We start from the raw sequence: 5,011 nt of genomic DNA, 5'->3' as shown, positions 1-5,011 counted from the left end.
GCTGGGCAGGTCCGGGTTGTAGAAGATCGACAGCAGCTTGCGCAGCCGCCCGCCCGCCTTGAGCTGCAGTCGCCCCTTGCGGTCCAGCGTCCAGCCGCCGTGCCACTGCTCCTGGTCCTCGTAGCGTGTCGGGTAGCCGATGCCCGGCTTGGTTTCGACGTTGTTGAAGTAGACGTACTCGGTTCCGGGACGGTTGGTCCACACCTGCTTGCAGGTGACCGTGCAGGTGTGGCAGCCGATGCACTTGTCCAGGTTCATCACCATGGCCACGTGGGCCATGACTCTCATCGGTACTGCACCTCCTGGGAACGGCGGCGGATGACGGTGATCTCGTCACGCTGGCTTCCGGTGGTGCCGTGGTAGTTGAAGCCGAACGACAGCTGCGCATAACCACCGATCATGTGTGTCGCCTTGATCACCAGCCTGGTCAGTGCGTTGTCGCCGCCACCGGGTAGTTGGGACACCTCCGAGACCGGTGTCATCAGGTGCCGGTCCATGGTGTGGTACATGAACACGGTGCCCTTGGGCATCCGGTGGGTGACCACGGCCCGGCAGGTCACCACGCCGTTGCGGTTGTAGGACTCGATCCAGTCGTTGTCGGCGACACCGATCGCGGCCGCATCGGCCTGGCTCATCCAGATCACCGGCCCACCGCGGAACAGCCGCAACATATGCAGGTTGTCCTGGTACTCGGAGTGAATCGACCACTTCGAGTGCGGGGTGAGATAACGCACCGTGATCTCCGGCCGGCCGTCCTCGGGCAGCCCCTGCTCGCCGAAGTGCCGGATGTAGTTCAGCGGCGGACGGTAGACCGGCAGCCACTCGCCGTACTCGGCGATCCAGTCGTGGTCGAGGAAGAAATGCATCCGGCCGGTCAGCGTGTGCCAGGGTTTCTTGCGTTCGACGTTGACCACGAACGGCGAGTAGCGCCGTCCCCCCTTCTCGCTGCCGGACCACTCCGGTGAGGTGATCACCGACCGGGGCTGAACCTGAATGTCTTCGAAGGTGATTCGTTCACCGGAGCGTTCCTCGGCCAGGTCGGCCAGCCTCACGCCGGTGCGCTCCTCCAGCGCCTGCCACCCCTGCATGGCGACTCTGCCGTTGGTGGTACCCGACAGCGCCAGGATGGCATCCGCCATGTGGATGTCGCGGGCCAACGATGGGCGGCCGTCGACTGCTGATCCCGGACGGCCGCGCACGATGCCGTTCTGCCGGCGGAGCCAGTCGACCGCCGTGGTGGGTTTCCAGCTGACGGTTTTGACCGTGGTGCCCACCGTTTCGACCAGCGGGCCAAGTGCAGCCATCTTTTCCGCTACCGCGCCGTAGTCCCGTTCGATCGCCACCAGGCGCGGCATGGTCACTCCGGGAACCGGGTCGCATTCGCCGCGCCGCCAGTCTCGTACCACGCCGCCGGGCTGGGCCAGCTCGTCGGCCGTGTCGTGGGTCAGCGGCGCCGCGATCACGTCGGTGCGGGTGCCCAGATGCTTGGCCGCGAGCCGGGAGAAGTCGCGGGCGATGGTGGCGAACGTGTCGAAGTCCGTTCGGGCGTCCCACGGCGGGGGGATGGCGGGATTGAACGGGTGAACGAACGGGTGCATATCCGTGGTCGAGATGTCGTACTTCTCGTACCAGGTGGCCGCCGGCAAGATGATGTCGGAGTAGCTGCAGGTGCTGGTCATCCTGAAGTCGACGGTGGTGACCAGGTCGAGCTTGCCGTGCGGCGCCTCGTCGCGCCAGCGCACCTCGGCCGGTCGGTAGTGCTCGGGTGTCTCTGCGGCGCGTACCGCGTTGTGGGTACCCAGCAGATGCCGCATGAAGTACTCCATGCCCTTACCCGACGATCCCAGCAGGTTCGCCCGCCACACCGTCAGCACCCGGGGGAAGTTCACCGGGTTGTCGGGATCCTCCCCGGCGAAGCGCAGCCGGTCCGCCTTGAGTTCGTCGACCACATAGTCGGCGACGCTCTTGCCGGCTGCGGCCGCGGCATCCGCCAGGTCCAGCGGATTGCGGTCGAAGGTCGGATACGACGGCGCCCACCCCAGCCGCGACGACTGGGCCATCGCGTCGACCATCGTTCTGCCCCGGAACAGACCGCGGCCCAGCGGGCTGGCCAGCTCGTCGGCGCCGAACCGTTCGTAGCGCCACTGGTCGGTGTGCAGATAAAAGAACGACGTGCCGGTCATGTGCCGGGTCGGGCGTTGCCAATCCAGCGCGAAAGCCATCTGCTGCCACCCTGTGAGCGGGCGTACCTTCTCCTGCCCGACGTAGTGCGCCCAGCCACCGCCGTTGACGCCCTGGCAGCCGCACAGCATCGTCAGCGTGAAGAAGGTGCGGTAGATCTGGTCGGAGTGGAACCAGTGGTTGGTGCCCGCGCCCATCGCGATCATCGACCGGCCTTTGGAAAGCTCTGCGCTGCGGGCGAATTCACGCCCCACCCGCGCGGCGGCAGCAGCCGGCACCGACGTGATCGCCTCCTGCCACGCCGGCGTGTAGGGCTGGCTCGCGTCGTCGTAGCCGGTCGGCCACTCACCCGGAAGCCCGTCCCGGGGTACCGCGTAGTGCGCCATCAGCAGGTCGAACACCGTTGTCACCAACCGATCGCCCAGCCGCAGCACCGGAACGCCCCGGCGGATGACGCCGCCGCCCTCCGTCTCGCCGATGTCGAAGCGCGGCAGGTCGACCGCGACCGTGTCCGGGTATCTGCCGTGCAGGGTCAGCAGCGGATCGACATCACCGAGTTCGAGATTCCACTTGCCCTTGCCCGCCTCGCCGTAGTGGTCGGCGATGGTGCCGTTGGGCACCACCGGCTGTCCGGTCACCGAGTCCAGCACCATCGTCTGGTGTGCTGCGCGCTCGTCGTTGCTGCCCAGGTCCGCTGCGGTAAGGAACCGGTCCGGGACATAGGCGTCTTCACGTTCGCAGAGTGTCACCAGGAACGGCAGGTCGGTGTAGGTCTTCACATACTGCTGGAAGTACGGCACCTGGCGGTCGCGGAAGAACTCGGACAGCACCACATGGCCCATCGCCATCGCCAGCGCGCCGTCGGTGCCCGGCGCGGCCGCCAGCCAGTCGTCGGCGAACTTGGTGTGGTCGGAGTAGTCGGGGCTGACCACGACGACCTTCTGCCCTCGGTAGCGAGCCTCGACCATGAAGTGCGCGTCGGGGGTGCGGGTGATCGGCAGGTTGGTACCCCAGATGATCAGGTATGCGGCGTTCCACCAGTCACCGGACTCCGGCACATCGGTCTGGTCGCCGTAAACCTGTGGCGACGCCACCGGCATGTCGGCGTACCAGTCGTAGAAGGACAGGATCGTCCCGCCGATCATCGACAGGAACCGGGTGCCCGCGGCGTAGGAGACCTGTGACATCGCCGGGATCGGCGAGAAGCCGACCACCCGGTCCGGTCCGTAGGCCTTGATGGTGTGCACGTGCGCGGCCGCGATCAGTTCGCTGACCTCGTCCCAGCTCGAGCGCAAGAACCCGCCCTTGCCGCGGGCCTGCCTGTAGCTGGCCGCGCGCTCCGGGTCACCGATGATCTCCGCCCAGGCGTCGACCGGATCGTCCAACCGCGCCCGCGTTTCCCGCCACATGTGCAGCAGCGGCTCACGGATGTAGGGGTAGCGCACCCGCGCCGGCGAGTAGGTATACCAGGAGAACGACGCGCCCCGCGGGCAGCCGCGCGGTTCGTATTCGGGGCTATCCGGACCGACCGACGGGTAGTCGGTCGCCTGGGTCTCCCAGGCGATAATGCCTTCCTTGACGAAGACCTTCCATGAGCATGACCCGGTGCAGTTCACCCCGTGGGTTGAGCGCACCTCCTTGCCGTGCCGCCACCGTTCCCGGTAGAACTCCTCGGCACCGCGGCCACCACGGCGGTGTACCTCGCGGTGGTCAGGCGTGGGCGTGCCCGCGGTGAAGAACTGCGCCTTGCGCAGCAATGCCTCGACGGGTTCCCCGCCCGGCAGCAGCGGTGCCAGCAATGCGCGCGGCTCCTGCCCTGCGGTGTGCTCTTCGCTCGCTGTCGGTCCAGAGTTGATTGCTGTCAACTCGCTCACCCCGGTTCTCTCGCGCATCGCAACACGCCGATTCGAGGGATCGACGCCGGCAACATTCCCGGTCCGACGGTAGATCCCGAGCGTTCGGGCTGTTGGATGCTGCTTCGATACCGCCGAATACACCCGCCCTTCTTGGTATACCACTGGTTACGGCCGGGTGACATCCGGCTTGCCGATCATTTCTACACATTGTGTATGTAAAAATTCGCTACCTTGCTTGCCGGCGGCGACGGCGCTCAGGAGCCCGCCGGGGCGTCCGGGAGCTGTTGATGAGTCGCGATCGCAAGCCGGTTCCAGACGTTGATCGTGGCGATAGCCATAAGCAGGTGAACGATTCCGGTTTCGTCGAAATGGGCGGCGACGTCGCGCCAGACCGAGTCGGGCACGCCCGCGTCGGCGACGCGGGTGATCGCTTCGGTGAAGGCGAATGCCGCGCGCTCCGTCTCGGTGAACAACTCGGGTGCTTCGCGCCACGCCGAGAGCACATCGAGGCGTCGCTGGTCCTCACCGGCCTTGCGGGCATCGCGGTTGTGCATGTCCAGACAGAATGCGCACCCGTTGAGCTGCGAGGCACGGATCTTGACCAGTTCGTACAGTCCCGGATCCAGACCGCTGTTGCGTACATACCGCTCCATACCCAGGACAGCCTGATAGGCCTCACGGTCGACGCTGTGCACGTCGAGGCGCTGGTGCCCAGTACCCATTTGCGTCTCCTTCTTGTCAGGCGCCAATTCCCTACGGCGCGCCGCGATTACGGGCGCGGTGGGGTGGTACATAATCCCATGACTCGTCGGCCGAAAGTCAGCCGTGCGTAACCCGTAGCATTTCGGCCAGGCTGGACAGCTTGACCCGCGGCCGTCCGTGCGGCTCGCCGGCGGAGCGCTCGTACTCGTCGAGTAGCTTCCAGTGCGCGCTTGTGACGAGCTGCGGCTGGCGCGAGGCCAGCCACTCGGCGA

At 66.4% G+C, this 5,011-nt stretch carries 2 protein-coding genes and 2 pseudogenes; all 4 read right to left on the bottom strand.

What is annotated here, in order from left to right:
- Positions 1 to 288 (bottom strand): annotated as a pseudogene (gene narY / locus ACRDTL_RS09205) (nitrate reductase subunit beta); the annotation flags it as partial.
- Positions 285 to 4,073, bottom strand: coding sequence for a nitrate reductase subunit alpha (locus ACRDTL_RS09200; protein WP_431506402.1), 3,789 nt, complete (start codon positions 4,071 to 4,073; stop codon positions 285 to 287). The gene ACRDTL_RS09200 and the pseudogene narY, both read right to left, overlap by 4 nt.
- 218 nt (positions 4,074 to 4,291) lie before the next feature.
- Positions 4,292 to 4,759: a carboxymuconolactone decarboxylase family protein gene (locus ACRDTL_RS09195; protein WP_431506401.1), complete on the bottom strand. Its 468-nt coding sequence runs from the start codon at positions 4,757 to 4,759 to the stop codon at positions 4,292 to 4,294.
- Positions 4,760 to 4,856: 97 nt separating this feature from the next.
- Positions 4,857 to 5,011, bottom strand: a pseudogene (locus ACRDTL_RS09190) (NADP oxidoreductase); the annotation flags it as partial.

The organism is Mycobacterium sp., assembly GCF_050700595.1.
Classification (GTDB): Bacteria; Actinomycetota; Actinomycetes; order Mycobacteriales; family Mycobacteriaceae; genus Mycobacterium.
Note: the sequence above shows the minus strand (reverse complement) of the source record. Positions and strands in the feature narration are given on the sequence as shown.